The following is a 23,582-nucleotide window of genomic DNA, read 5'->3' as shown; positions in this document are numbered from 1 at the left end:
CAAAAGTGGCTTCGCGCCCGCAGTTCTTGCCCGGCGGCGCTGCGCTTGCGCGGGCCTACGGGACTGCGTCATGTTCCCGCACGGAAATGTAGGTCGGATAAGGCGTTAGCCGCCACCCGACACAAAAGTGGCTTCGCGCCCGCAGTTCTTGCCCGGCGGCGCTGCGCTTGCGCGGGCCTACGGGACTGCATCATATTTCCCGTCGCGGGCTTCGTCTTTCGGGAGCACTGCCCGGGCGACAAATCGCAAGGAAATGTAGCCCGGATAAGGCGCAACACGCCACCATCCGGGAAGACTCAGGACGCAACGGCTTCCCCTTCGTCGAGGCTTTTCTGGCGGTTCGACGGCTGGGTGAAGTACTGCTTATCTTCCCAGCGCAGGCAGGTGAGTTCCCCGCCCCAGCAGCAGCCGGTATCCAGGGCGTAAATCCCCTCCGGCGTGCCGCGTCCCTCCAGCGAAGCCCAATGCCCAAAGGCAATACTGTACGCACTGCTCACCGGGCCCGGAATGGCAAACCACGGCTTCAGCGGCGCCGGGGCGTCCTCGGGCGCTTCTTTCGAATACATATCCAGCTGGCCGTTCGGGAAGCAGTAGCGCATGCGGGTAAAGGCGTTAGAGATAAAGCGCAGGCGCGCCAGCCCGCTCAGCTCGTTGCTCCAGTGGTTCGGCATGTCGCCGTACATGGCATCCAAGAAGAAAGGATAGGAGTCGCTGGAGAGTACCGCTTCAACATCGCGTGCGCACTGCTGGGCGGTCTCCAGATCCCACTGCGGCGTGATGCCGGCATGGGCCATCACCAGCTTTTTCTCTTCATCCACCTGCAGCAGCGGCTGGCGACGCAGCCAGTTGAGCAGCTCATCGGCATCCGGCGCTTCCAGCAGTGGTTTCAGACGATCCTTTGGCTTGTTGCGGCTAATACCGGCAAAGACCGCCAGCAGGTGTAAGTCATGGTTGCCCAGCACCAGTCGCACGCTGTCGCCCAGAGATTTGACATAGCGCAGGACCTCCAGCGACCCCGGGCCACGGGCCACCAGATCGCCGGTGAGCCATAACATGTCGGTGCTCGGGTCGAATTTAACCTGCGCTAATAATGCGATCAGTTCATCGTAGCAACCGTGAACGTCGCCAATAAGGTATGTTGACATTGTTTTAATGAATGAGCGTTGGAACTGCGAGACGGAACACAGGGATCTCGATACGGAACGGCGCGCCGTCGATATCGATCATCTCATAATGACCCTGCATGGTTCCCAGCGGCGTTTCAATGACTGCGCCGCTGGTATATTGATATTCACCGCCGGCGGGAATATGCGGTTGCTCGCCGACCACCCCTTCACCCTGAACTTCAGTCTCACGACCGTGGCCGTTAGTGATGAGCCAGTAGCGGCCAAGCAGCTGAACCTGACTCCGCCCCAGGTTGCGAATGGTGACGGTGTAAGCGAAGACATAGCGCTCTTCTTCCGGGGAAGACTGCGATTCGATATAGACGCTCTGTACCTGGACACACACCCGGGGCGAATGAATCATGGTTAGCTCTCCTTCGATGGCAGATTGTCAGACAGCCAGTTGGCCATCTGGCAGTACTGCGCCACGGAAATATTTTCTGCGCGCATAGCCGGGTCAATGCCCAGCTCGGTCAGCACTTCCACGCTGAACAGATTGCCGAGACTGTTGCGGATGGTCTTGCGGCGCTGGTTGAACGCTTCGGTGGTGATGCGGCTCAGCACCCGGATCTCTTTGACCGGATACGGCATGGTGCTGTGCGGCACCAGGCGTACCACCGCGGAGTCGACCTTAGGCGGTGGGGTAAACGCGCTTGGCGGCACTTCGAGCACCGGGATCACCTGGCAATAATATTGCGCCATTACGCTTAATCGACCATACGCCTTACTGTTCGGTCCGGCAACCAGACGATTCACCACTTCCTTCTGCAGCATAAAGTGCATATCGGCAATGGCATCAGTATAGCTGAACAGATGGAACATCAGCGGGGTCGATATATTGTATGGCAGGTTGCCGAAGACGCGCAGCGGCTGGCCCATTTTCTCCGCCAGTTCGCCGAAGTTCATGGTCATCGCATCCTGCTGATAAATAGTCAGCTTCGGTCCGAGGAACGGATGCGTCTGCAGGCGGGCGGCCAGATCGCGGTCCAGCTCGATAACGGTCAGCTGATCCAGACGTTCGCCGACCGGCTCGGTGAGTGCTGCCAGACCGGGGCCGATTTCAACCATCGCCTGGCCTTTCTGCGGATTAATCGCCGAGACGATGCTGTCGATCACAAACTGATCGTTGAGGAAGTTCTGCCCGAAGCGTTTACGGGCTAAGTGGCCCTGATGGACTCGATTATTCATTGGGTATTAACAATCATTTTGATGGCGAGATTAAGCGCCGTGATAAAACTGCCGACGTCCGCTTTCCCCTGGCCGGCTAATTCCAGCGCGGTGCCGTGGTCAACGGAGGTACGAATAAAAGGTAAACCGAGCGTAATGTTCACGCCGCGGCCAAAGCCCTGGTATTTTAGCACGGGCAGGCCCTGATCGTGGTACATCGCGAGTACCGCATCGGCATGATCAAGATATTTCGGCTGGAAGAGGGTGTCTGCCGGCAGCGGACCGCTGAGGTGCATCCCCTTTGCGCGCATCTCTTCCAGTACCGGAATGATGGTCTCTATCTCTTCCGTTCCCATATGGCCGCCTTCGCCGGCGTGCGGGTTAAGCCCGCAAACCAGTACGTGCGGCTGGGCAATACCGAACTTTGTGCGCAGGTCGTGATCGAGGATGGTGATGATCTCGCGCAGCAGGTCGGGTGTAATCGCTTCGCTGATGGCTTTTAACGGCAAATGGGTGGTGACCAGCGCCACCCGCAGCTCTTCTGTCGCCAGCATCATTACCACTTTGCTGGCCTGGGCACGTTCTTCAAAGAACTCGGTATGGCCGGTAAAGGCGATGCCAGAGTCGTTGATGTTGCCTTTGTGCACCGGGCCGGTCACTAACGCCGCAAATTCACCGTTCAGACAGCCGTCGCAGGCGCGCGCCAGCGTCTCCACTACGTAGGCGCCGTTTTGCACGTTCAGCACGCCGGGTTCCGCCGGAACGTTCAGCGGCACGTTCAGCAGCGTCAGGGTACCGGCACGCTGCGGGACGGGCGGTTGCGCAGGATCGTATGGCAGGAGAGATAAAGGAAGACCGAGCCGCTGGGCTCGGTCAGTTAACAGGGCGCCATCGGCGCAGATCACCAGCTCAACTGGCCAGTCGCGCTGGGCAAGCTGCACGACCAGGTCAGGGCCAATCCCGGCGGGTTCGCCGGGAGTGATAACAACTTTACGGGTTTCAGGCATCGATATTAGTTGCTCAGAATTTTAACGTACGCACTGGCGCGCTGTTCCTGCATCCAGGTTGCCGCTTCTTCAGAGAATTTGCGGTTCATCAGCATGCGGTAAGCACGATCTTTCTGCGCGGCATCCGTTCTGTCAACCTGACGGCTATCCAGCAGTTCGATCAGATGCCAGCCAAAGGAGGAGTGCACCGGTCCGCTGGTCTGCCCTTTGTTCAGACGCATCAGCGCATCGCGGAATGCCGGGTCGAAGATGTCTGGAGTGGCCCAGCCTAAATCACCGCCCTGGTTTGCCGAGCCCGGATCTTCAGAATAGGTTTTCGCCGCTTGAGCAAACGTGATTTTCCCGCTCTTAATCTCGGCGGCGATCTGTTCCAGCTTAGCCTGAGCCTGGGCATCGTTCATGATCGGTGACGGCTTAAGCAGAATATGACGGGCGTGAACTTCGGTGACGGAGATATTCTGGGTACCACCGCGCAGGTCGTTCACTTTCAGAATGTGGAAGCCAACGCCGGAACGAATCGGACCGACGATATCCCCTTTCTTCGCCGTGCTTAACGCCTGAGCGAAAATACCCGGCAGCTCCTGGATACGGCCCCAGCCCATCTGGCCGCCCTTCAGCGCCTGTTGGTCAGCGGAGTAGGTGATAGCCAGTTTGCCGAAGTTCGCACCGCTACGCGCTTGCTCAACGATGGAGTTTGCTTGCTCCTGGGCTGCGGCGACTTCGTCAGAGGTCGGGTTTTCCGGCAGCGGGATCAGGATGTGGCTCAGGTTGAGCTCGGTGCTGGCATCGTTCTGGTCGCCGATCTGTTTTGCCAGCGCTTCCACTTCCTGTGGCAGCACGGTGATGCGACGACGCACTTCATTGTTACGCACTTCCGAAATCAGCATCTCTTTACGGATCTGGTTACGGTAGGTGTTGTAGTTGATGCCTTCATAGGCCAGACGGCTGCGCATCTGATCCATGGTCATATTGTTTTGTTTGGCGATGTTGGCGATAGCCTGGTCGAGCTGGTCGTCAGAGACCTTCACGCCCATCTTCTGCCCCATCTGTAATACGATCTGGTCCATGATCAGTCTTTCGAGGATTTGATGGCGCAGGGTGGCGTCATCCGGCAACTGTTGGCCAGCCTGGCCAGCGTTGAGCTTAACCGATTGCATCAAACCATCGACGTCGCTTTCCAGCACGACGCCATTATTGACGACGGCCGCTACTTTATCGACCACCTGGGGGGCAGCGAAACTGGTATTCGCGATCATGGCGATACCGAGAAGCAGCGTTTTCCAGTTCTTCATACTTTTTCCATTTCGATTAACCGCAAATGCGGATGATGTTGTAAACCAGCCGCATCACAGGGAGCTCTGGTACGGTAAAATGTTCGAACGCAGCATCTGCTGGGTGCCGAGGCCGTAGTTAGAGCTCAGACCGCGCAATTCGATATTGATTCCGAAGGTGTTATCGTATTTGCTCTCGCCGCCGTTGTTGTTGCTATCCCAGCCGTTGACTTTACGTTCGTAGCCAAGACGGATGGCGTAGCAGCAGGAGTTATACTGGACACCTAACATCTGGTTTGCTGCTTTCCGGGTATTGGTATCGTAGTAGTATGCCCCGACCACGGACCAGCGATCGACGATCGGCCAGCTGGCGGTCATCCCCACCTGCGAAATACCCTGTTTGTATTGTTCAGCCGTGGAATACGATGGCAGTGTGGCCTGAATATATTCCGGGCTGGCGTAACGATAGTTAAGCTGGACCAGGCGGTTCTCATCCCGACGGTATTCAATGGTGCCGTTACCGGTGGCGACGTTATCCAGACGCGTATCGTACTGGATCCCCCCGCGCAAGCCCCAGTCATCGGTAATGCGCCAGTAAGTATCGCCAGCCCAGACCAGTGAGCCCGTGGTGTCGTTGTTCTCCCAGTTGATGTTGTCATCACCGGTGCGTGATTCGGTGAAGTAGTAGATTTGACCAACGGAAATATTAAAACGTTCCACGGCGGCGGCATCATACACGCGGGAGGTGATCCCGGTGGAGACCTGGTTGGCCGACGCAATGCGGTCCAGACCACTGTAGGTGCGGTCGCGGAACAGACCGCTATAGTCTGACTGCAACAGCGTAGAGTCGTAGCTGCCGATTTCACTCTGATCGCGGTACGGTACGTAGAGATACTGCATACGCGGTTCCAGCGTTTGGGTGAACCCCTCCTGCAGATCGCGTTCAAAGACCATTTTACCGTCGACTTTAAACTGCGGCATCACGCGGCTGACGGACTCTTTATAGTCGGTGCCGTTGGCCGCATTGTACTTATCGAGGTTGCTCTGCTGGTAGTGGGTCGCCAGCAGCTTGGCTTCAGTATTCAGGCTACCCCAGCCGTTGGACAGCGGCAGGTTGATCGTCGGTTCGAAGTGAACGCGGGTGGCTTCTGGCATGTTGTTATTGGAGTTAACAAAATGGGCAACCTGGCCGTACAGATGGGTATCGAACGGACCGACATCATTCTGGTAGTAGTTGACGTCCAGCTGCGGCTGAGCCGAATAGGAGTTGCTCGATTCCCGGTCAAAGACCTGGAACTGCTTGGTCGATACGGTGGCGTCAAAGTTTTGATTGACGTAACCGGCGCTGAACTTCTGTGTGGCGTAGCCGTCGGTACTGGAGCCATATTTCGAGCTGAAGTCGCTGAAGTAGTCAGGATCGCTAACCTTGGTGTAGTCAGCGTTCAGACGCCAGACCTGATCGATAACCCCGGAGTGGTTCCAGTAGAACAACCAGCGGCGGCTGTTGCTGTCTTTGGAGTGGTCGTCTTCATAGACTTTATCCGACGGCAGGTAGTCGAATTCGGTTAAGCCGCTGCCGAGATGGGTCAGGTAGCGGAATTCGTTTTCCCACATCACGCCGCCGCGTTTGTTCATATAGTGCGGGGTGATAGTGGCATCGAAGTTCGGCGCGATATTCCAGTAGTACGGCAGGGAGAATTCCACACCGTTTTTGGTGCTGTATTTGGCGTTCGGGATCAGGAAGCCAGAACGACGCTTATCGCCCACCGGCAGCTGCAGGTAGGGACTGTAGAAGATTGGCACGGAGCCAAGCTTAAAGCGGGCGTTCCAGATCTCGGCGACCTGTTCCTCACGGTCGTGGATGACTTCGCTGCCCACGACGCTCCAGGTGTCGGAGCCCGGCAGACAGGAGGTAAAGCTGCCGTTTTCCAGAATGGTATAGCGATTTTCGCCGCGCTGTTTCATCAGGTCCGCGGTACCGCGTCCCTGGCGGCCGACCATTTGATAATCACCCTGCCAGACGTTGGTGTCTTTGGTGTTCAGATTCGACCAGGCTTTTGGCCCTTTAAGGATCACCTGGTTATCGTCGTAATGGACGTTGCCCAACGCATCCACCGTTCGCACCGGTTGCGCCTGGCCTGCGGCCTGCTGCTGATGCAACTGAACTTCGTCGGCTCGTAGACGGCTATTCCCCTGGTTAATATCGACGTTGCCAGTGAAGACGGCATTATCCGGGTAGTTGCCCTTCGCATGATCGGCGTTAATCGTCACCGGCAGATCGCCAGGCCGCCCTTCCACGAGCGGACGATCAAAGCTTGGCACGCCAAGCATACATTGCGTTGCGAGATCGGCAGCGAGGCCTTGTTGGCTATACAAGGCGCTGGCAATCATCGTAGCCAGGAGGCTGGGAATACGTTTTTTCATACGTTGTATTTATTGTTCCATCATCTTGTGGCAGCGGCTTGCAAACGGTCAGAGCCTAACTTACTCAACTTTATCACGCTAGTGTTAATCCTGCCCGTTTCGGGCCCGAGCGTTAGGCACCCTGTTGAATGACGAGTATGATAAAGCAAATTATAGGCTATGTCCCACAATTGACCGAGGCGCGAGTGCCGGTTAACGTGCGGTCATATTCGAGCTTAACGGCGACAAACAGTTGGGGAGTCTATGCAGTATTTGGGTAAAGTGATTGGCGTGGCAGTGGCTTTGCTGATGGGCGGTGGGTTCTGGGGCGTGGTGCTCGGCTTCCTGGTCGGCCATATGTTTGACCGGGCGCGCAGCCGCCGGTTGAATCTCTTCGCCAATCAACAGGAGCGCCAGTCGCTCTTCTTTTCCACCACCTTTGAAGTGATGGGGCATCTGACCAAATCCAAGGGGCGCGTCACCGAAGCGGATATTCATGTCGCCAATGTGCTGATGGATCGGATGAACCTGCACGGCGCCTCGCGCACGGCGGCGCAGCAGGCGTTCCGCGATGGTAAGGCCGACAACTATCCGCTGCGCGAGAAGATGCGTCAGCTGCGCAGCGTCTGTTTTGGCCGCTTCGATTTGATTCGGATGTTTCTGGAAATTCAGCTGCAGGCGGCGTTCGCCGATGGCGAATTGCACCCTAACGAACGCGAAGTGCTGTTCGTCATCGCCGATGAGCTCGGCATCTCCCGCGCCCAGTTCGATCAGTTCCTGCGAATGATGCAGGGCGGCGCCCAGTTTGGCGGCGGTTCGCAGCAGCAATCGTATGGTCAGCGGGGCGGTAACGCCGGCTGGCAGCAGGCGCAGCGTGGGCCAACGCTGCAAGATGCTTGCAATGTGCTGGGGGTGAAACCGACCGATGACGCGGCGACGGTAAAGCGCGCCTATCGTAAGCTGATGAACGAGCACCATCCGGACAAGCTGGTGGCGAAAGGGTTGCCGCCGGAGATGATGGAGATGGCCAAACAGAAGGCTCAGGAGATCCAGAAGGCCTGGGAACTGATCAAAGAGCAGCGCGGCTTCTGAGTTTTCCCGCCCCTCCCGTTCGGCGAGGGGCCTCTAGCTTTTGGCCTGGGCGCGGCGGTACAGCCGCCGTGGATGGCCGATTTTACCGTACTGCATTTCCACCTCCAGAAAGCCGGTTTCAACGCCGTGTTCGAGATAGCGGCGGGCGGTGGTTTTGCTGAGTCCGGCGGCGCTGACCACTTCATCGACGGAAAAGCAGTGCCCTTCCCGGCCGCGAAATAGCCCCTGCACCAGCGCCAGCGTCTTCTCTTCAATGCCCTTGCTGCCGTTGTCCACGCGATAGTTCTTCGCCTGCAGTTGATAGAGAGAATCGACGTTCTGCTGATCGACGATTTTCCATTCTCGCTGCTGATCGTAGAACTGGATAAAGCGCTCCAGTGACTGGCTCAGTCGCTTCCATGACACCGGCTTAAGGATATAGTCGAAGGCGCCGTTGCGGATCGCCAGGCTGCAGGTTTCCATATCGCTGGCGGCGGTGATAAAGATCACCGAGCAATGGCTGGTCGCCAGCGCCGGGTCGGTCATCAGCGTTACCCCTTTGCCGTCCGGCAAATAGTTATCCAGCAGCACCAGCTGGGGCGGCGTGGCGTGGAGCAACTGCCGCGCCTGGGCGAGGGAGGCCGCCATGCCTGCCAGCCGCAGGCGCGGGTGTTTCTGCACAAGCTCGGCGTGCAGGCGCGCCAGCTCGCTCTCATCTTCAATGATTAGCACATCGACCAGGTCATGATGCATCGTGGGCCTCCGTTTGCGGACAGGCTGGGGCGTCGGCCGGGATAAACAGGGTGAAGATCGTTCCCCGCGGCGCGTTATCGGCGACTTCGATAGTGCCGCCCGCCTGAGTGACATAATGTTCTATAAGATACAAACCAATACCGTGATCGCCACGGGTCTTGGTGGTGACGCCGCGTTCAAAAATGCGGTCGCGAATATCGGGACGGATGCCGACGCCGCGGTCGGCCACTTCGATGATCAGCTCCCGGGCGTTGAGCTGAATCAGCACTTCCACCGGCTCGTGCGGAAGATCAGCGCGCTGCGTGGCTTCGATGGCGTTATCCAGCAGGTTGCCAATGATGGAGATCAGTTCAGATTCCATCAGCGACGGCAACGGACGGTCGATACGGCAGGCCGGGTCGAAGCTCAGGGCCACGCCTTTTTCGCGGGCGCGGGTGGCTTTGCCAAGCAGCAGGCCGCACAGCGTCGGCGACTGGAAGTGCGAGGAGATAAAGTCCAGTAGCTCCTGGGCATGCTCCGACTGGGCCTGAATATAGCGGATCGCTTCGTCGTAGTGGCCCATATGCAGCAGGCCGGAGAGGGTGGTCATCCGGTTGAGCTGCTCGTGGCGCATGATGCGCAAATTGTCGACATAGCGCTTCACCTGGCTGAGCTGGGCGGTGAGGGCATTGATTTCGTTGCGATCGCGGAAGGTGATCACCCAGCCCTGCAGCGTGTTCTCCAGCATAATGCGCACCCGGCTGGCGAGCACGGTCAACTGGTTGAAGCGGCACAGTTCGTCATGGGTATCGCGCTCGAGCATGTCGCCGCTGGCGAAAAACGGCTGTGGTGAAATAACGCTGTCGATCGACTGACCTCGCAGCTGGCGGGCGGGTTGGCTGAGCCCCAGCAGGCTGCGGGCGGCATGGTTAATCACCTCAATACGCCGCTGGCGATCGATGACGATCACCCCTTCAAAGATCGACTCCATCATCGCCTTTTGCTGGCGCACCAGCAGACCTATCTCCCGTGGCTCGAGCGAAAAAATCTGCTTCTTGATGCTGCGGGTAAAGTACCAGGAGAAGATAAACAGGGCGATGAGCAGCAGGACGGCAGCGATAAAAATATTGATCACTTTGGTCAGCGTGATGCTGTCAAGATAGCTGGTCAGGTAGCCCACGGAGACAATGCCGATCACCTGCCCCTCGTCATCGACGATGGGCGTTTTGCTGCGCAGCGAGACGCCAAGGCCGCCTTTGCGAATGGTGGTGATGGTGTGTCCCTCCAGTACCGCCTGGTTGTCGCCACCGACCAGCCGCGTGCCAACCCATTCCGGGTGGACGGAGTGAAACAGATGTACCCCCTGTCGGTCGCCGATAACGATGAAGCTGGCATCGCTATGGGCGGCGATTTGCTGCATAAACGCCCGAATCGCCTGCGGGTCGTGCTGGCTGACCTGCTGGCGTAAATTCGGCATCAGGGCTATCTCTTCGGCCTGAATTTTGGCCCGGGCGCTCATTTCCTGATAAAGCTGGCGGCTGGCGTCAAAATAATAATAAATGCCGAGCGCGATAAAGAGGACCGAGAAAAAAGCGACCAGCGAAATAAACAGCTTATATTGAAAAGATAATTTCATAGGTCCCGAACAGCGTATTTACCATCCCGGCACTCTATCATTTTTCTGTCACGTAACGTAAATGTTAATGGAAAGTTGTGATCATCGGCGCAGGCGCTGGCAGGGCCCTAGTGGAAATCAGACGCGGCGGGAAATAAAAACCATAAAAACCACGATAATAAATCAGAGATATATCACTCCTTTGAGGTTCGGCGAATAGAAACCATAAAAACCATAGTGACCATTAAAACTTCTTTTTTAATCTGGGGAGCTTCACATTAACGACGCCGCTGTCCCTTTACGCTGAAAATGAATAATAACGACAGGGCTGAATTTATGAGCACCACAGACAATGCATTCTCTGCAACCCTTGAACCGATCAATACGCCGAAAACCACGCTGAAGCAGCGCTGGTGGCACATTATGGATAACTGGAAGGTCGGCATCGTCCCGCTGCCGCTGTTTCTGCTGGCCGGGGGGCTGATTGCCCTCGACTGCCTTGGCGGCAAACTGCCGAGCGATATCGTGGTGATGGTGGCCACTCTGGCTTTCTTTGGCTTCGCCTGCGGCGAGTTTGGTAAGCGCCTGCCGGTGCTGGGGAAACTTGGCGCGGCGGCGATCTGCGCCACCTTTATTCCTTCCGCGCTGGTCCACTACGGTCTGCTGCCGGACGTGGTGGTTGAATCCACCACCAAATTCTATAAATCCACCAACATCCTCTATCTCTACATCTGCTGCATCATCGTCGGCAGCATCATGAGTATGAACCGCACCACGCTGATTCAGGGTTTCCTGAAGATCTTTTTCCCGATGCTGTGTGGCGAAGTGGTTGGCATGCTGGTGGGCATCGGCGTCGGCACGCTGCTGGGTATGGAGCCGTTCCAGGTGTTCTTCTTTATCGTGCTGCCGATCATGGCTGGTGGCGTAGGCGAAGGGGCGATCCCGCTGTCGATGGGCTACGCTGCGCTGATGCATATGGAGCAGGGCGTGGCCCTGGGCCGGATATTGCCGATGGTGATGCTCGGCAGCCTGACGGCGATCGTCATCTCCGGCTGCCTCAACCAGCTCGGCAAGCGCTTCCCGCATCTCACCGGTGAAGGCCAGCTGATGCCGAACCGCAGCTATGAAACCCGTAGCCTCGGCGAGAGTGAAGGCGTGAGCGGCAAAACCGACGTCGGCACCCTGGCCTCCGGCGCGCTGTTGGCGGTGCTGCTGTATATGATGGGGATGCTTGGCCACAAACTGATTGGCCTGCCGGCGCCGGTGGGGATGCTGTTTCTCGCCGTGCTGCTAAAGCTGGCTAACGTGGTGTCGCCGCGTCTGCAGGAGGGATCGCAGATGGTGTATAAATTCTTCCGCACCGCAGTGACCTATCCGATCCTCTTTGCCGTCGGCGTGGCGATCACTCCGTGGCAGGAGCTGGTGAACGCCTTCACCTTCACCAACCTGCTGGTGATCGTCAGTACCGTCTCTGCGCTGGTGGCGACCGGCTTCTTTGTCGGTAAAAAGATAGGGATGCACCCGATCGATGTGGCGATTGTCTCCTGTTGCCAGAGCGGGCAGGGCGGCACCGGCGATGTGGCGATCCTCACCGCCGGTAACCGCATGAGCCTGATGCCGTTCGCGCAGATCGCCACCCGCATCGGCGGGGCGATAAATGTCTCGCTGGCGCTACTGTTCCTCAGCCACTATCTGGCGTGATTTAACGCTGCTCTCAGCGATAAACCTGCTATTTTCCGCTACAGAACGCCGAAAATATCTGCGTTCTGTATCCTAAATGCTCCGCATTTAGCGTTACAATCAGCGCGCGATCGGCTATCGCAACCATCATCATGACAGTCCAGGCGCTGTCGCATTTATCATATGTAGGAGAGGAATTAATGTCAGTGGATACTCCCGCCCAGGCGGGCGTCAGCATCGACGCATTGCTGGCGGCGAAAGAGCAGCGTGCGGCCCGTCAGGCCGACTGGCTGGCCCATTATCAGCAGCCTGTTATTTCCCTGACCCTGGTAACCCCGGGGGCGGTGAAGGACAGCATTCGCTATCGCAACATGATGGGCGTCGCCCTCCAGGCCTGCGACCAGCTGCTGTGGAAGCACCGCTGGCAAACGCTGGATCGCCAGGTGCTGTGGCTGCCGACCGGACCGGAAGCCCTGTGGTGCGTGGCGCACCCGGCCAGCGAAATCAAAGCGATGTGCAGTACGCTGGAGCAGAGCCATCCGCTGGGACGCCTGTGGGATATCGATGTGATCTGTCCGCAGAATGGGCTGGTGGGGCGTCAGTCGCTCGGTGAGTCGCAGCGCCGCTGCCTGCTGTGCGATGAGCCGGCGCACGCCTGCGCGCGCAGCCGTCGCCATGACACCGATCTCGTCGTGGCGCGCGTTGAGCAGATGATTGATGCGTGGTTCGCCCGCGATTAATCGGGATTGTTTTCTGTACCCTCACTAATCCGAGTTGCACGCAGCCAACCCGCATGCAACTCGAAGTATGAGCGTTAAAAGTCGATCGGCGCGCGGAAAGTCATCGCGTTGCCGTAGGCAGGGTGGGTGATGGTGAGCGTCTCGGCGTGCAGCAGCAGGCGCGGGGCCATCGCCAGCGCCTCCGGGGTGGCGTAAAAGCGGTCGCCAAGGATCGGATGCCCCAGCGCCAGCATATGTACGCGCAACTGGTGCGAGCGTCCGGTGATCGGCTTCAGACGCACGCGGGCGGTGTTGTCCTCTGCGTACTCCAGCACCTCATACTCGGTTTGCGCCGCTTTGCCGGTTTCATAACACACCTTCTGCTTTGGCCGGTTCGGCCAGTCGCAAATCAGCGGTAAATCCACCAGGCCTTCCGCCGGCTGCGGATGGCCCCAGACGCGGGCGACGTACTGCTTCTTCGGCTCGCGCTCGCGGAACTGACGTTTCAGTTCGCGTTCCGCGGCCTTATTCAGCGCCACCACAATCACGCCGCTGGTGGCCATATCCAGGCGGTGCACCGATTCGGCCTGCGGGAAGTCGCGCTGAATGCGCGTCATCACGCTGTCTTTATGCTCATCAAGACGACCCGGCACGGACAACAAGCCGCTTGGCTTGTTGACCACCATGATGTGCTCATCCTGATACAAGATCACCAGCCAGGGATCCTGCGGCGGATTGTAGTTTTCCATCGCCATTTCGCGTTCCGTTACTGGTGGGTGACGACGATCAGACGCAGCGCGTCCAGACGCCATCCGGCCTGTCCCAGCGCCTCCAGCACCTGCTGACGGTTGCTTTCGATAGCCGCCAGTTCGTCGTCACGGATGTTCGGGTTCACCGCCTTCAGCGCTTCCAGACGCGACAGTTCCGCCGTCAGCTTGTCATCGGCTTCGTTACGCGCGGTGTCGATCAGCGCCTGCGCTGCTTTGGCAATCTGCGCTTCGCCCTGCTGCAGAATGGCGTGAACGTCCTGCTGCACCGCATTGACCAGCTTGCTGCCGGTGTGGCGGTTGACCGCGCTCAGCTGACGGTTGAAGCTTTCAAACTCTACCTGGCCGGCGAGGTTGTTGCCGTTTTTATCCAGCAGCAGACGAACCGGGGTCGCTGGCAGGAAGCGGTTAAGCTGCAGCTGTTTCGGCGCCTGCGCTTCGACGACGTAGATCAGCTCCAGCAGCAGGGTGCCGACCGGCAGCGCCTTGTTCTTCAGCAGCGAAATGGTGCTGCTGCCGGTATCGCCGGAAAGGATCAGGTCCAGACCGTTGCGGATCAGGGGATGTTCCCAGGTGATGAACTGCGCGTCTTCACGCGACAGCGCCACATCACGCTCGAAGGTGATGGTGCAACCGTCTTCCGGCAGGCCCGGGAAATCCGGCACCAGCATATGGTCGGAAGGGGTGAGGACGATCAGGTTTTCACCGCGGTCGTCCTGGTTGATGCCGACGATATCGAACAGGTTCATCGAGAAAGCGATCAGGCTGGTGTCGTCATCCTGCTCTTCGATGCTCTCCGCCAGGGCCTGGGCTTTCTCGCCGCCGTTGGAGTGGATCTCCAGCAGACGGTCGCGGCCCTGCTCCAGCTGCGCCTTCAGGGCATCATGCTGTTGGCGGCAGGATTTGATCAGATCGTCAAAGCCGTCGGTGGATTCCGGCGCCGCAAGATAGTTGATCAGTTCATCGTGCACGCTGTCGTAGACGGTGCGACCGGTCGGGCAGGTATGTTCGAAGGCGTCGAGGCCTTCGTGATACCAGCGCACCAGCACCGACTGCGCGGTTTTTTCCAGGTACGGCACATGGATCTGGATATCGTGCGCCTGGCCGATACGGTCGAGACGGCCGATACGCTGCTCCAGCAGGTCCGGGTTAAACGGCAGATCGAACATCACCAGGTTGCTGGCGAACTGGAAGTTACGTCCTTCGGAGCCAATTTCGGAGCACAGCAGCACCTGGGCGCCGGTGTCTTCTTCGGCAAACCACGCCGCGGCGCGGTCGCGTTCGATAATCGACATCCCTTCATGGAACACCGCGGCGCGGATACCTTCGCGCTCGCGCAGCACCTGCTCCAGCTGCAGCGCGGTAGCGGCCTTGGCGCAGATTACCAGCACCTTCTGCGAGCGATGGCTGGTCAGGTAGCCCATCAGCCACTCGACGCGCGGGTCGAAGTTCCACCAGGTACCGGTATCACCTTCAAATTCCTGATAGATCTGCTCCGGATAGAGCATGTCGCGCGCGCGCTCTTCCGCGGTTTTGCGCGCGCCCATAATGCCGGACACTTTGATGGCCGTCTGGTACTGGGTCGGCAGCGGCAGACGAATGGTGTGCAGCTCGCGTTTCGGGAAACCTTTGACGCCGTTACGGGTATTACGGAACAGCACCCGGCTGGTGCCGTGGCGGTCCATCAGCATCGAAACCAGCTCCTGGCGTGCGGCCTGAGCATCTTCACGATCGCTGTTAGCGGCCTGCAGCAGCGGCTCGATATCCTGCTCGCCGATCAGGTCGCCCAGGGTGTTGAGTTCGTTATCGTTCAGTTTGTTGCCCGCCAGCAGCAGGGCGACGGCGTCGGCGACCGGGCGGTAATTCTGCTGTTCTTCAACAAACTGCGCGAAATCGTGGAAGCGGTTTGGATCCAGCAGACGCAGGCGCGCAAAGTGGCTCTCCATACCCAGCTGTTCCGGCGTCGCGGTGAGCAGCAGGATGCCCGGTACGCGTTCAGCCAGCTGTTCAATGGCCTGATATTCTCGGCTCGGGGCCTCTTCGCTCCACACCAGGTGGTGCGCTTCGTCGACCACCATCAGGTCCCACTCGGCGTCGCACAGGTGCTCCAGGCGCTGCTTGCTGCGGCGCACGAAGTCTAAAGAGCAGATCACCAGCTGTTCGGTTTCGAACGGGTTGTAGGCGTCGTGCTGCGCTTCGGCGTAGCGCTCGTCGTCGAACAGCGAGAAGCGCAGGTTGAAGCGGCGCAGCATCTCCACCAGCCACTGGTGCTGGAGGGTTTCCGGGACCACGATCAGCACGCGTTCGGCGGCGCCGGAGAGCAACTGCTGGTGCAGGATCATCCCGGCTTCGATGGTTTTACCGAGACCCACTTCGTCCGCCAGCAGAACGCGCGGCGCGTGACGACGGCCCACGTCGTGAGCGATATGCAGCTGGTGCGGGATCAGGCTGGTGCGCTGGCCGCGCAGGCCGCTCCACGGCATGCGGTACTGTTCGCTCTGGAACTTGCGCGCGCGGTAGCGTAGGGCAAAGCGATCCATGCGGTCGATTTGGCCGGCGAACAGGCGGTCCTGCGGTTTGCTGAATACCAGTTTGCTGTCGAGCAGCACTTCACGCAGGGTGACGTTCGCTTCCTGGGTGTCCAGGCGGGTGCCAGTGTAGGACAGCAGCCCGTTCTCTTCATTCACTTTGTCAACGTGGAGCTGCCAGCCTTCATGGCTGGTGATGGTGTCGCCCGGGTTAAACATCACGCGGGTGATCGGGGAATCGTTGCGAGAGTACAGACGGTTTTCGCCGATGGCGGGAAAAAGGAGAGTGACCATGCGCGCATCCAGCGCTACCACCGTCCCTAATCCTAGTTCGCTCTCTGTGTCGCTAATCCAGCGTTGACCAAGTGTAAAAGGCATATATGTTCGGCTCTTTAGTTCTTTAATTGCAGGCAATAGTTGATCATCTCCATGAACAATCGGAGATGCGTCAAAATTGGGGCCAGGAATGGAAAGGGCGCTATATTACTGGATGGCAGAACGTTCGTCACGTCCTCCTCACGCTTCATTTTTAGGCTTTCGTGCCCGCGGAATGGGTGACAAAAAATCAAAATAGCCCCAGCTGTCCTGTCACTATTGTAGCAAAGTCATCGTTGACGAAGGGCAGGATCCCTTCCGCCACTGGCTGCAACTGCTTTGTTAAATAGTGATCGTAATCGAGCGGCGACTGCTGGTAATCCACCGGCTCCGGGCCGCTGGTGGTCCAGACGTATTTGATGGTGCCGCGCTGCTGATACTGTTGCGCCCGCCCACGCTTCAGATTTTGCTCATCGGCAAGCCGCGCGGCGCGCACGTGCGGCGGTACGTTACGTTGATACTCGGCCAGCGGGCGGCGCAGGCGTTTGCGGTAAACCAGCTGTTCGTCGAGCTCGCCGTTCATCAGCCGGGCGAGGGTGTCGCGAATATAATCCTGATACGGCTGGTTGCGGAAGATACGCAGGTACAGCGCCTGCTGAAACTGCTGGGCCAGCGGCGTCCAGTCGGTGCGTACCGTCTCCAGCCCCTTGAACACCATGCGCTGGGTATCGCCCTCCTGAATCATCCCGGCATAGCGTTTCTTGCTGCCGGTATCGGCGCCGCGGATCGTCGGCATTAAAAAGCGGCAGAAGTGGGTTTCATACTCCAGCTCCAGGGCGCTGGTGAGCTGGCTTTTGCCCAGCTCCTGCGCCCACCAGGCGTTGACGTCGTTCACCAGCGCCCGGCCGATCTCCGCCGCCTGCGCTTCGCTGTGCGGGCGCTTAAGCCAGACGAAGGTGGAGTCGGTATCGCCGTAGATAACGTCATAGCCCTGGGCTTCAATCAACGCTTTGGTCTGGCGCATAATTGCGTGGCCGCGCATGGTGATCGACGAGGCAAGACGTGGGTCGAAGAAGCGGCAGGCGCTGGTGCCCAGCACGCCGTAGAAAGCGTTCATGATGATCTTCAGCGCCTGGGAGAGCGGCTTATTGTGCTGGCGCTTGGCTTCATCCCGGCCGTGCCAGATCTGGCTGACAATGTCTGGCAGGCAATGTTTATCGCGCGAGAAGCGGGCGCCGAGGAAGCCTTCGATACTGTGCTGGTCATCGGGCTGCGCCAGGCCCTCCACCAGACCGACCGGATCGATTAAAAAGGTGCGAATGATCGACGGATACAGGCTCTTGTAGTCCAGCACCAGCACCGAGTCATACAGGCCGGGGCGGGAGTCCATCACATAGCCGCCAGGGCTGGCCTGCGGCGGTACGTCGCCGAGGTTTGGCGCCACGTAGCCCAGGCGGTGCATGCGCGGGAAGTAGAGATGGCTGAAGGCGGCGACCGAGCCGCCGTGGCGGTCGGCGGGCAGGCCGTTGACCGTCGCCCGCTCGAGCAAAAACGGCATAATCTCCGTTTTGTGGAAGATCCGCGTCACCAGCTCGCAGTCCTGCAGGTTATAGGTCGCCAGCGCCGGTTTGTCTTCATGGAAGCGGCGATCGATCTCGTCCATCCGATCCCACGGGTTGTCGATGGCTTTGCCTTCGCCCAGCAGCTCGCGGGCCACCGCCTCCAGAGAAAAGGAGGAGAAATTCCAGAACGCCGATTTCAGCGCGTCGATGCCGTCAATAATCAGCCGGCCGTTGGCCTGGGCGAAGAAGACACCGTTCTTAAAACCGTGCTCGCGCCACTCCAGCTCGCTGTTGCCGCGGCCGAGCCGCAGCGGGATACGATAGCGTTCGGCATGCTTTTGCAGGACCCGCAGATCGAACTGCACCACGTTCCAGCCGATCAGCACGTCGGGATCGTGTTCAGCAAACCAGGCGTTGAGCTTTTCCAGTAGCAGCGGGCGGCTGGCGACGTAGACCAGCTCGAAACCGACAGCCGGGGGAGATTCGGGCTCGGGCCCCAGCATGTAGACCACCCGCTGGCCGCAGCCTTCCAGGCCGATGCAGTACAGCTCGCCGTGACGGCTGGTTTCGATATCCAGCGAGACCCATTTCAGCGGCGGGCGATAGTCAGGATGCGGTTTCATGCGCGCGTTGACCAGCTGCGAGCCGCGCGTTTCGCCTTCCACCCACACCGGGGCGGTGATAAAGCGCTCCATCAGGTAGCGCTCCGGCGGGCGGATATCGCCTTCGTAGACGGTGACGCCGCTGTCGCGGAGCATCTTCTCCAGACGCATCAATTGACGATGGGCACGGCAGTAGAGGCCGACAAGCGGCTGACGGTGGAAATCTTTCAGGGCCAGCGGGGCGAAGCGGAGCCCTTTCTCACCCTGCAGCAGTCGCTCAGCCTGCGCCCGCTGCGCTTCGGGGATAAAGGCGACGGACTCCTGCGGCGGGAGGGTGACCTGCAGCGGGCCATCGTCGGTGGCCAGCCAGAAGGACAGCTCGGTGCCCTGCGGGGTGTCCCGCCAGTGACGGGTGAGTAAAAAACCTGCTCGCGGCTGGGTCACGGGTGCTCTCAATGATAAAAAACCAGGCCTGATTATAGCCTGGTTTCATGATGGGTGCTGGGGTTTTATACAGGCATTCGGCGCTAAAGTTGACCCGGATTGCGGCTTGCGCCTTATCCGGGCTACCAGACGGTGCAGAGCCGAAGCCCTGCTAAGCGCAGCGCGAGCAGGGTGATTACTGGCCGTAGTAGGCTTTGGCCCCGTGCTTACGCAGATAGTGCTTATCGAGCAGCGTCTGCTGCATAGCCGGCAGCTGTGGCGCCAGCTGGCGGCAGAATATGCCCATATAGGCGATCTCTTCCAGCACGATGGCGTTATGTACCGCGTCTTCGGCGTTCTTGCCCCAGGCGAACGGGCCGTGGGAATGCACCAGCACGCCGGGCATTTGCGCCGGGTCTATGCCCTGCTGGCGGAAGGTTTCGACAATCACATTGCCGGTTTCCCACTCGTATTCGCCGTTGATCTCCGCATCGGTCATCAATCGGGTGCAGGGGACCGGACCATAAAAATAGTCGGCATGGGTGGTGCCGGTCGCCGGAATAGATTGCCCGGCCTGCGCCCAGATGGTGGCGTGGCGGGAGTGGGTATGCACAATGCCGCCCAGCGTCGGGAAGGCCTGATACAGCAGACGATGGGTTGGGGTATCCGACGAGGGCTTTTTATTGCCTTCCACCACCTCGCCGGTCTCCAGGCTGACCACCACCATATCGTCGGCGGTCATCACGCTGTAATCCATGCCGGAAGGCTTGATAATCAGCACGCCCTGATCGCTGTCGACGGCGCTGACGTTGCCCCAGGTTAAGGTCACCAGATTATGCTTTGGCAGGGCCAGGTTAGCTTCGAGGACCTGGCGTTTAAGATCTTCTAACATAGTGTGCTCCGAATAGCAGGCGAGTCGGGTATCCCTCACCCCGACCCTCTCCCAAAGGGAGAGGGAGAAAGTTGACACCGCGCCGGTCGGTTCCCCTCATCCCGACCCTCTTCCAAAGGGGGAGGGGAAAGATGACACCGCGCCGGGTCGGTTCCCCTCATCCCGACCCTCTCCCAAAGGGAGAGGGAGAAAGTTGACACCGCGCCGGTCGGTTCCCTCTCCCCTCTGGGGAGAGGGTTAGGGTGAGGGACGGCCTCTTAGCGTTTTGAACCGTAATACACTTCATTCCAGCGCAGCGCGTCCTTGAAGGACGGCAGACGGGTATCGTTGTCGATGACCGTCAGCTCGATATTGTGCAGCTCGGCGAACTGGCGCATATCGTCGAGGTTCAGCGCATGGCTGAAGACGGTATGGTGCGCGCCACCGGCGATGATCCAGGCTTCCGAAGCGGTACGCAGATCCGGCTGCGCTTTCCACAGAGCGTTGGCCACCGGCAGCTTCGGCAGATCGTGCGGCGTCGGGACGGTTTCAATGGTATTGACCAGCAGACGGAAGCGATCTCCCAGATCGATCAGGCTGGCGACAATCGCCGGGCCGGTCTGGGTATTGAAGATCAAACGCGCCGGATCCGCTTTGCCGCCGATACCCAGCGGCTGGACGTCGAGGATCGGTTTCTCAGCGGTAGCGATCGTCGGGCACACTTCCAGCATATGCGAACCGAGCACCAGATCGTTGCCGTTGTCGAAGTGGTAGGTGTAATCCTCCATAAAGGAGGTGCCGCCCTGCAGACCGGTTGACATCACCTTCATGATGCGAAGCAGAGCGGCGGTTTTCCAGTCGCCTTCGCCGGCAAAGCCGTAGCCCTGCTGCATCAGGCGCTGCACGGCGAGACCCGGAAGCTGTTTCAGGCCGTGGAGATCTTCAAAGGTGGTGGTAAAGGCGTGGAAACCACCTTGTTCAAGGAAGCGTTTCATCCCCAGCTCAATGCGCGCGGCGTCCAGCACGTTCTGGCGCTTGTCGCCGTGAACCTGCGCCGCCGGGGTCAGACGGTAGCTGCTCTCATATTCATCGACCAGGGCGCTGATATCGCCGTCGCTGATGCTGTTGACCACCTGCACCAGATCGCCGACCGCCCAGGTGTTCACCGAGAAGCCAAATTTGATCTGCGCGGCGACTTTATCGCCGTCGGTCACCGCCACTTCGCGCATATTATCGCCGAAACGGCACACTTTCAGCTGACGGGTGTCCTGTTTGGAGACCGCCTGGCGCATCCAGCCGCCGATACGCTGGTGGGCTTCTTTATCCTGCCAGTGACCGGTCACCACGCTGTGCTGCTGGCGCATACGGGCGCCGATGAAGCCGAACTCGCGGCCGCCGTGCGCGGTCTGGTTCAGGTTCATAAAGTCCATATCGATGCTGTCCCACGGCAGTGCGGCGTTGTACTGGGTATGGAACTGCAGCAGCGGCTTATTGAGGATAGTCAGGCCGTTGATCCACATTTTTGCCGGCGAGAAGGTATGCAGCCAGACCACTAACCCGGCGCATTTGTCATCGTAGTTGGCGTCGCGGCAGATATGGGTGATCTCGTCCGGCGTGGTGCCCAGCGGCTTGAGAACCAGTTTGCACGGCAGTTTGGCTTCCGCATTCAGGCTGTTCACCACATGTTCGGCATGCTTCGTCACCTGGCGCAGGGCTTCCGGGCCGTACAGATGTTGGCTGCCAATAACGAACCATACTTCATAGTTATCAAAAATCGTCATTTTCGTATCCTTAATGGGTGAGCGCTGCCTGAGATTGCGGGGCTTTTTCCGCCTTTGCAGCCGAAGGGAGATAGTGTTGTTCAGCGCTGACCGACCACTGCTGGTAGCGCTGATAGAGTTGTTCGAAACGTTGTGCCTGCGCCGGGCGTGGCTGCAGGGTGGTTTCCACCTGGCTTGCCATCCGCTGCTGGGCGGCGGGAATATCGTCATAGACGCCGGCGGCGACGGCGGCGAAGATAGCCGCTCCCAGCGCACAGCACTGATCGGAGGCGACAATTTGCAGCGGACGGTTCAGCACGTCGCAGCAGGCCTGCATGATGACCTGATTTTTCCGCGCGATACCGCCGAGGGCCATCACGTTGTTAACCGGGATCCCCTGCTCGGTGAAGCACTCCATAATGGCGCGGGCGCCGAAGGCGGTAGCGGCGATCAGCCCGCCGAACAGCGCGGGGGCATCGGTGGCCAGGTTAAGGTCGGTGATCACCCCTTTCAGACGCTGATTGGCATTCGGCGTGCGGCGGCCGTTGAACCAGTCGAGTACCACCGGCAGATGTTCCAGCGACGGATTATTGGCCCAGGCTTCGGTGAGGGCCGGCAGAAGCTGCTGCTGGCTGACTTTGATCTGCTCGCTGAGTTCGGGATGCTGCCGGGCGAGCTGCGCCAGCGGCCAGCCGAGGATGCGGCCAAACCAGGCGTAAATATCGCCGAAGGCGGACTGGCCTGCCTCCATGCCGATAAAGTGTGGGACCACGCTGCCGTCGACCTGGCCGCAAATGCCTTTCACCGTGCGGTCGCCGACGCTTTCTTTATCGGCAATCAGGATGTCGCAGGTGGAGGTGCCGATGACTTTCACCAGCGCGTTAGGCTGTGCCCCGGCGCCAACGGCGCCCATATGACAGTCGAAGGCGCCGCCGGAGATGGTCACAGTCTGCGACAGACCCAGACGCTCGGCCCACTCTGCGCTCAGCGTGCCGACCGGCACATCGGCCGTCCAGGTATCGGTGAACAGCGGCCAGGCCAGATGCTGGTTAATGATGGGATCAAGCTCATCGAAGAAGCTGGCCGGCGGCAGACCGCCCCAGCTTTCGTGCCACAGCGATTTATGTCCGGCGCTGCAGCGGCCGCGGCGCAGATCCTGCGGACGGGTGGTGCCAGAGAGCAGGGCGGGCACCCAGTCGCAAAGCTCCACCCACGAGGCGGCTGCCTCGGCGACGGCGCTATCTTCGCGGGTGACGTGGAGAATTTTGGCCCAGAACCATTCGCTGGAGTAGATCCCGCCGATATAGCGGGAATAATCCTCTTTGCCCGGCTGGTGACACAGGCGGGTGATCGCCTCGGCTTCCTCGACCGCGGTGTGATCTTTCCACAGGACAAACATGGCGTTAGGGTTGTCAGCGAATTCTTCGCGCAGCGCCAGCACGTTGCCCTCGGCATCGACGGGAGCCGGGGTTGAGCCGGTGCTGTCGACGCCAATGCCCACGACGTCAGCGCGCTGTTCGGCGCTCAGGGAGGCCAGTACGCTTTTCAGCGCCGCTTCCATGGATTCGATGTAATCTCGCGGGTGGTGGCGGAACCGGTTGTTAGCGCCATCGCAATACTGTCCCTCCCGCCAGCGCGGATACCACTCCACGCTTGCCGCCAGTTCTGCGCCGGACGCACATTCCACCGCCAGGGCGCGGACTGAGTCACTACCAAAGTCGAGGCCAATCGCAATTGCCATCTTGTTACTCCATGCAGAAATCATTCATGCAGCAACAGTAGATACCCCCGGCAAAATCCGTCAGGCCGTATTCGCTAATCTTATGGATTATTTTGCTGTCACCTCGCAAAGTGTGACGCCGTGCAAATATTCGATGTGGACTTTCCTGCCGTATTTATAGACACTTTTGTTACCCGGCATGTCAG

Annotated in this window: 17 protein-coding genes; 3 read left to right on the top strand and 14 right to left on the bottom strand. The window is 59.2% G+C overall.

Features of this window, described 5'->3' with window-relative positions:
• Nucleotides 1-296: 296 nt before the first annotated feature.
• The 6 genes from apaH to lptD are packed head-to-tail and all read right to left on the bottom strand — an operon-like array spanning nt 297 to nt 7,032.
• The gene (apaH, locus tag ACKLKD_RS14300) at nt 297-1,145 is read right to left on the bottom strand and encodes a bis(5'-nucleosyl)-tetraphosphatase (symmetrical) ApaH (RefSeq protein WP_080897867.1); all 849 of its coding nucleotides are present in this window, start codon (nt 1,143-1,145) and stop codon (nt 297-299) included.
• A gap of 4 nt (nt 1,146-1,149) precedes the next feature.
• The gene (gene apaG / locus ACKLKD_RS14295; protein ID WP_002888323.1) at nt 1,150-1,527 is read right to left on the bottom strand and encodes a Co2+/Mg2+ efflux protein ApaG; all 378 of its coding nucleotides are present in this window, start codon (nt 1,525-1,527) and stop codon (nt 1,150-1,152) included.
• A 2-nt stretch (nt 1,528-1,529) separates the two neighbouring features.
• Nucleotides 1,530-2,351, bottom strand: a complete 822-nt coding sequence (rsmA, locus tag ACKLKD_RS14290) for a 16S rRNA (adenine(1518)-N(6)/adenine(1519)-N(6))-dimethyltransferase RsmA (protein ID WP_004204275.1) — start codon at nt 2,349-2,351, stop codon at nt 1,530-1,532.
• Nucleotides 2,348-3,337, bottom strand: a complete 990-nt coding sequence (gene pdxA / locus ACKLKD_RS14285) for a 4-hydroxythreonine-4-phosphate dehydrogenase PdxA (RefSeq protein ID WP_080897866.1) — start codon at nt 3,335-3,337, stop codon at nt 2,348-2,350. Before pdxA ends, rsmA begins: the two co-directional genes overlap by 4 nt.
• 5 nt (nt 3,338-3,342) lie before the next feature.
• Entirely contained in the window at nt 3,343-4,629 is a 1,287-nt protein-coding gene (gene surA / locus ACKLKD_RS14280; RefSeq protein ID WP_025711031.1) for a peptidylprolyl isomerase SurA, read from the bottom strand.
• A gap of 54 nt (nt 4,630-4,683) precedes the next feature.
• The gene (lptD, locus tag ACKLKD_RS14275) at nt 4,684-7,032 is read right to left on the bottom strand and encodes an LPS assembly protein LptD (protein ID WP_087805037.1); all 2,349 of its coding nucleotides are present in this window, start codon (nt 7,030-7,032) and stop codon (nt 4,684-4,686) included.
• 243 nt (nt 7,033-7,275) lie between these two features.
• Here lptD and djlA point away from each other — a divergent pair, with 243 nt between their 5' ends.
• A complete protein-coding gene (djlA, locus tag ACKLKD_RS14270) occupies nt 7,276-8,103 on the top strand; it encodes a co-chaperone DjlA (protein ID WP_025711029.1) in 828 nt (275 codons plus the stop codon).
• Between the two features lie 33 nt (nt 8,104-8,136).
• Here djlA and ACKLKD_RS14265 read toward each other — a convergent pair whose 3' ends face one another.
• A complete protein-coding gene (locus ACKLKD_RS14265) occupies nt 8,137-8,835 on the bottom strand; it encodes a response regulator (RefSeq protein WP_025711028.1) in 699 nt (232 codons plus the stop codon).
• The gene (locus ACKLKD_RS14260; protein ID WP_025711027.1) at nt 8,825-10,450 is read right to left on the bottom strand and encodes an ATP-binding protein; all 1,626 of its coding nucleotides are present in this window, start codon (nt 10,448-10,450) and stop codon (nt 8,825-8,827) included. The genes ACKLKD_RS14265 and ACKLKD_RS14260 overlap by 11 nt, the downstream gene beginning before the upstream one ends.
• Nucleotides 10,451-10,765: 315 nt before the next feature.
• Between ACKLKD_RS14260 and ACKLKD_RS14255 the strand changes: the two genes are divergently transcribed.
• Nucleotides 10,766-12,130, top strand: a complete 1,365-nt coding sequence (locus ACKLKD_RS14255; RefSeq protein ID WP_025711026.1) for a 2-hydroxycarboxylate transporter family protein — start codon at nt 10,766-10,768, stop codon at nt 12,128-12,130.
• A gap of 179 nt (nt 12,131-12,309) precedes the next feature.
• A complete protein-coding gene (citX, locus tag ACKLKD_RS14250) occupies nt 12,310-12,849 on the top strand; it encodes a citrate lyase holo-[acyl-carrier protein] synthase (RefSeq protein ID WP_002888347.1) in 540 nt (179 codons plus the stop codon).
• 74 nt (nt 12,850-12,923) lie between these two features.
• On the opposite strand, the gene rluA is transcribed toward citX, so the two are convergent.
• From rluA to araB, 6 genes are all read right to left on the bottom strand, one after another.
• Nucleotides 12,924-13,583, bottom strand: a complete 660-nt coding sequence (gene rluA / locus ACKLKD_RS14245) for a bifunctional tRNA pseudouridine(32) synthase/23S rRNA pseudouridine(746) synthase RluA (protein WP_025711025.1) — start codon at nt 13,581-13,583, stop codon at nt 12,924-12,926.
• Between the two features lie 11 nt (nt 13,584-13,594).
• Nucleotides 13,595-16,501, bottom strand: coding sequence for an RNA polymerase-associated protein RapA (rapA, locus tag ACKLKD_RS14240; protein WP_087805035.1), 2,907 nt, complete (start codon nt 16,499-16,501; stop codon nt 13,595-13,597).
• Nucleotides 16,502-16,688: 187 nt separating this feature from the next.
• The gene (gene polB / locus ACKLKD_RS14235) at nt 16,689-19,046 is read right to left on the bottom strand and encodes a DNA polymerase II (RefSeq protein WP_025711023.1); all 2,358 of its coding nucleotides are present in this window, start codon (nt 19,044-19,046) and stop codon (nt 16,689-16,691) included.
• 175 nt (nt 19,047-19,221) lie between these two features.
• Entirely contained in the window at nt 19,222-19,917 is a 696-nt protein-coding gene (araD, locus tag ACKLKD_RS14230) for an L-ribulose-5-phosphate 4-epimerase (RefSeq protein ID WP_025711022.1), read from the bottom strand.
• 257 nt (nt 19,918-20,174) lie between these two features.
• The gene (gene araA / locus ACKLKD_RS14225) at nt 20,175-21,677 is read right to left on the bottom strand and encodes an L-arabinose isomerase (RefSeq protein ID WP_025711021.1); all 1,503 of its coding nucleotides are present in this window, start codon (nt 21,675-21,677) and stop codon (nt 20,175-20,177) included.
• A 10-nt stretch (nt 21,678-21,687) separates the two neighbouring features.
• The gene (araB, locus tag ACKLKD_RS14220) at nt 21,688-23,397 is read right to left on the bottom strand and encodes a ribulokinase (RefSeq protein ID WP_087805034.1); all 1,710 of its coding nucleotides are present in this window, start codon (nt 23,395-23,397) and stop codon (nt 21,688-21,690) included.
• Between the last annotated feature and the right edge of the window lie 185 nt (nt 23,398-23,582).

The organism is Klebsiella sp. 10982, assembly GCF_048589245.1.
Taxonomy (GTDB): domain Bacteria; phylum Pseudomonadota; class Gammaproteobacteria; order Enterobacterales; family Enterobacteriaceae; genus Klebsiella; species Klebsiella quasivariicola.
The sequence above is the reverse complement of the archived record's forward strand: the minus strand, read 5'-3'. Positions and strand labels throughout refer to the sequence as shown.

What these genes read in the sequence shown, in the direction of transcription:
- djlA (WP_025711029.1), top strand. Translation starts at nt 7,276, where the DNA reads ATGCAGTATTTGGGTAAAGTGATTGGCGTGGCAGTGGCTTTGCTGATG.
- araA (WP_025711021.1), bottom strand. Translation starts at nt 21,677, where the DNA reads ATGACGATTTTTGATAACTATGAAGTATGGTTCGTTATTGGCAGCCAA.
- pdxA (WP_080897866.1), bottom strand. Translation starts at nt 3,337, where the DNA reads ATGCCTGAAACCCGTAAAGTTGTTATCACTCCCGGCGAACCCGCCGGG.
- apaH (WP_080897867.1), bottom strand. Translation starts at nt 1,145, where the DNA reads ATGTCAACATACCTTATTGGCGACGTTCACGGTTGCTACGATGAACTG.
- rsmA (WP_004204275.1), bottom strand. Translation starts at nt 2,351, where the DNA reads ATGAATAATCGAGTCCATCAGGGCCACTTAGCCCGTAAACGCTTCGGG.
- citX (WP_002888347.1), top strand. Translation starts at nt 12,310, where the DNA reads ATGTCAGTGGATACTCCCGCCCAGGCGGGCGTCAGCATCGACGCATTG.
- apaG (WP_002888323.1), bottom strand. Translation starts at nt 1,527, where the DNA reads ATGATTCATTCGCCCCGGGTGTGTGTCCAGGTACAGAGCGTCTATATC.
- ACKLKD_RS14265 (WP_025711028.1), bottom strand. Translation starts at nt 8,835, where the DNA reads ATGCATCATGACCTGGTCGATGTGCTAATCATTGAAGATGAGAGCGAG.
- ACKLKD_RS14255 (WP_025711026.1), top strand. Translation starts at nt 10,766, where the DNA reads ATGAGCACCACAGACAATGCATTCTCTGCAACCCTTGAACCGATCAAT.
- araB (WP_087805034.1), bottom strand. Translation starts at nt 23,397, where the DNA reads ATGGCAATTGCGATTGGCCTCGACTTTGGTAGTGACTCAGTCCGCGCC.
- surA (WP_025711031.1), bottom strand. Translation starts at nt 4,629, where the DNA reads ATGAAGAACTGGAAAACGCTGCTTCTCGGTATCGCCATGATCGCGAAT.
- rluA (WP_025711025.1), bottom strand. Translation starts at nt 13,583, where the DNA reads ATGGCGATGGAAAACTACAATCCGCCGCAGGATCCCTGGCTGGTGATC.
- lptD (WP_087805037.1), bottom strand. Translation starts at nt 7,032, where the DNA reads ATGAAAAAACGTATTCCCAGCCTCCTGGCTACGATGATTGCCAGCGCC.
- rapA (WP_087805035.1), bottom strand. Translation starts at nt 16,501, where the DNA reads ATGCCTTTTACACTTGGTCAACGCTGGATTAGCGACACAGAGAGCGAA.
- ACKLKD_RS14260 (WP_025711027.1), bottom strand. Translation starts at nt 10,450, where the DNA reads ATGAAATTATCTTTTCAATATAAGCTGTTTATTTCGCTGGTCGCTTTT.
- araD (WP_025711022.1), bottom strand. Translation starts at nt 19,917, where the DNA reads ATGTTAGAAGATCTTAAACGCCAGGTCCTCGAAGCTAACCTGGCCCTG.